The sequence below is a fragment of the Bacillus sp. JJ664 genome, from assembly GCF_036962205.1.
Lineage (GTDB): Bacteria > Bacillota > Bacilli > Bacillales > Bacillaceae_G > Gottfriedia.
On the sequence record NZ_JBALMS010000045.1, the window covers coordinates 92,952 to 96,431 of the forward strand.

Genomic DNA, 3,480 nt, shown 5'->3' on the forward strand with positions numbered 1-3,480 from the left:
TCCTAAGTCTACATTATGGGGGTGGTGCAATAAAAATAATACACCATCAATTAATAATCTGGCAGAAATTAGCTATAGACTAGATTGTAATATTGAAATACTATTTACAACCGATTTAAAAGAATTATCTGGATTAAGAATAAGAGAAAATGAAACTATTTGTATGAAACAAAGTAATACAAAAAGAGAAGTTAAAAAACTAAATCTGGATAAAATTAGTAGTCATCTTCAAAAATTAGAAAAAGATACCAATGCAACATTGTCCATAAGGGAAGTTGCAAAGAATTTGAAAGTTAGTACAAAAACACTTTATAAATATTTTCCAGAATTATGTAATAAAATTGTGATTAAGAATAAAAATATTTTAGCAGATAAGTGTCGAGATAAAATAATATATTTGAAATCTCAAATTGAATTAAAGTACAATGATTTTTTAAAAGTTGGAATACAACCAACAAGAAAAAAAATTGAGAATGAACTTAATTATCCAGCATTATTTAAAAAGAAAGAATTAAGATTATTTTTTTATTATCTAAAAGATAAGGAAAATGGAGAGTAGAGAATGCTTTTACAACAAGAGTTTACTAAATGGTGTAAAGATAATATGATCTCTGATAAGGCAAAAGAGGAAATTAATTTAATTAGAACGTCACCTCCTAATAGAAAAGTACAAAGTAGTAAGGGGAACGTGTCAGGTAATTACGCTAGTAAAAAAATGGGTGTAACTATTCAATTTGAAAGTAGAACAGTTGAATTAGCCGCAGTGTACCAAATGGAACATGATATTAATGTATTTGAATTTTATGATCAACCAAAAGAAGGTGTTTTTTTAAACTATCTTTCTAAAAATGGAAGGAAGGTAAGTGTTAATTCGACTCCGGATTTTTTTGTAATAAGAGAAAATGAAGCAGGTTGGGAAGAGTGGAAAACAGAAGAGGAATTAGAAAAATTAGCTAAAGAATCTCCTAATCGATATGTAAAAAAAAATGATGGGTCTTGGTCTTGTCCACCTGGAGAGGAGTATGCCAAAAAGTTTGGTTTGAAGTTTTATCTTAGGTCATCTAAAAGCTTAAATAGGACATATCTAAGAAATATTACTTTCCTAGAAGATTACATAAATTATAGTGACTCTATCGAATTAGATCAAGAAATTATTAATCAAATATTAGATTTGGTCTCAACTAAATATGGCATTACCATTAACGAAATATTAAACAAGACAAATGATATTAATCATGAAGAAATATATATAATGATCGTAAAATCAATAGTTTATGTGGATATTAACAAATATTTGTTAGTAGAGGATAAAAATACACCTGTATTTTTAAATAAAAAACTAGCTCAAATCTATGAAGAAGCCAATTTAACTAAATTTGCACCGTTACATCAAATAAGGCCATTAGAATTAGAATTAGGAAGTAAACTACTCTGGGATGGAAATTTATTTACTGTAGCAAATTTAGGAATTAATAATATCTCATTAATATCGACTGAGAATAGGCTTATTAATTTAACAGAAGAAAACATTAGAACACTTATCTTAAATAATACAATTGAATTAATAGAAAATGATGTTATTATAGATCACCAAGAAGAGTTAAGGAGTTCCATAATGGAAAGTGCTTCTCCAAAAGATATTGAAGAAGCGAATAATAGATACAGAATTATTTTAGAATTTGAAGCAGGAGTTGAAATTACAGAAGTAAGTAACAAGACAGTATCCAGATGGTTAAAATCATATAATGAGGCTGAAAAATTGTACGGAAATGGTTTTTTAGGTTTATTCTCGAGAAAGAAAAATAGAGGGAATAGGAAAAATAAATTACCTGATGCAACAATAAATCTAATAAACGAAATGATTGAAACTCAATATGAAAATATAAAGCAAAAAAATAAACGTGTAGTATATGGAAGTTTGATAAATGAATGTGAGAAAAGAGAAATTATAGTTCCAAGTTATACTACTTTTTTAAGTTATATAGATAAAAAGCCCATTTACGAACTAATTAATAGTAGAAAGGGTAAAAGAGCAGCATATAAATACGAGGAATGGTTTCTTGGTATAGAATCACCTAGACATGGTGATAGACCTTTTGAAATTTGTCATATAGATCATACAGAATTAGATATAGAGTTAGTATTATTGTCCGGTTCAGAAAAGGTTACGCATAGACCATATTTAACGGTTTTAATGGATGCCTATTCTAGAAAAGTACTAGCACATTATATTACTTTCGATGATCCTAGCTATAGATCAAATATGATGGTCATTCGTGAATGTGTAAGGAAATATAATAGATTACCTCAAAATTTAATTGTAGATGGAGGTAAAGATTTCAATAGTAAATATTTTGACTTTTTGTGTGCCAGGTTTATGATTACTAAACTTGTAAGACCACCAGCAGAACCTAAGTATGGAAGTGTTCTTGAACGACTTTTTGGAACAACAAATACTACACTTATCCATAACTTACAAGGGAACACTCAACTTACAAAGGAAGTTAGAATAGTTACAAAAGGAAATAATCCCAAAAATTTAGCAATATGGAGTTTAGAAGATTTAAATGAAGCATTTTATCAATGGTTAGATAATGTATATGAACAGTCGACACACTTAACATTAGGAGTTAGCCCATGTAAACAATTTGAAATTGGAATGGCAATAGGTGGTAAGAGGGAGTTTAAATATATACCTTATAATGAAGAATTTAAAATTGCGACTTTACCTGATACCCCTTATGTTGAGCATAAAGTTCAACCAGGTAGAGGAATTGTATTTTTAAATGTGTGGTATTGGCATAGCGATTTTAAAAGTCCTAAAGTAGAGAATACAAAAGTACCTGTAAGATATGATCCATTTAACATAGGGATAGTATATACTTTTGTTAAAGGTAGATGGGTTCAGTGTATTTCGGAATATCACTCTTTATTAAAAGGAAAATCTGAGAAAGAATTGAAGATAATCACTGCAGAAATTAGGAAAAGAAATAAAAGTGCTAATAAGTCAAAAAATGTAAATGCTAGCCAGATTGCGGCATTTATTAATTTATTAGAAGAAAATGAAAAGCTAATGGATCAGAAATTAAAAGATAGTCAATCCGAAGAAGTCAGAGAAAGAATTAATTCTCCAAGTGATTTGGAAAATGAAAATCTGTCCAAAAAACATAATTTAATTGAAAATACACCTAATTCAGAGAAAAAGAAACCAGAACTTAATATGTTTGATATTCCAGAATTTGATTACTTTGAAGGCTAATATGAGGTATTAATTAATATGGTGGTTAATAACGAAAACATAAATGATCAATGGAAAGATATGACTGACAAGGAAAAAATCGATTATTATAATAATATAAAGATAATGCATCCAAAAATGATAAAAGTTATGAAAGAACTGAAGACTCAAATAAAAAATCCACCTGGGAACAATATGATTATGGTTATTGGACCTTCAGGTGTTGGAAAATCTACATTAAT

1 protein-coding gene and 2 pseudogenes are annotated in these 3,480 nt (G+C 28.3%); all 3 read left to right on the forward strand.

What is annotated here, in order from left to right:
• A pseudogene (locus V7056_RS08100) lies at positions 1-559 on the forward strand (hypothetical protein); the annotation flags it as partial.
• A 3-nt stretch (positions 560-562) separates the two neighbouring features.
• Positions 563-3,259 (forward strand): TnsB C-terminal domain-containing protein, encoded by a 2,697-nt coding sequence (locus tag V7056_RS08105; protein ID WP_499700903.1) that lies wholly within the window; start codon positions 563-565, stop codon positions 3,257-3,259.
• An 18-nt stretch (positions 3,260-3,277) separates the two neighbouring features.
• A pseudogene (locus tag V7056_RS08110) lies at positions 3,278-3,480 on the forward strand (hypothetical protein); the annotation flags it as partial.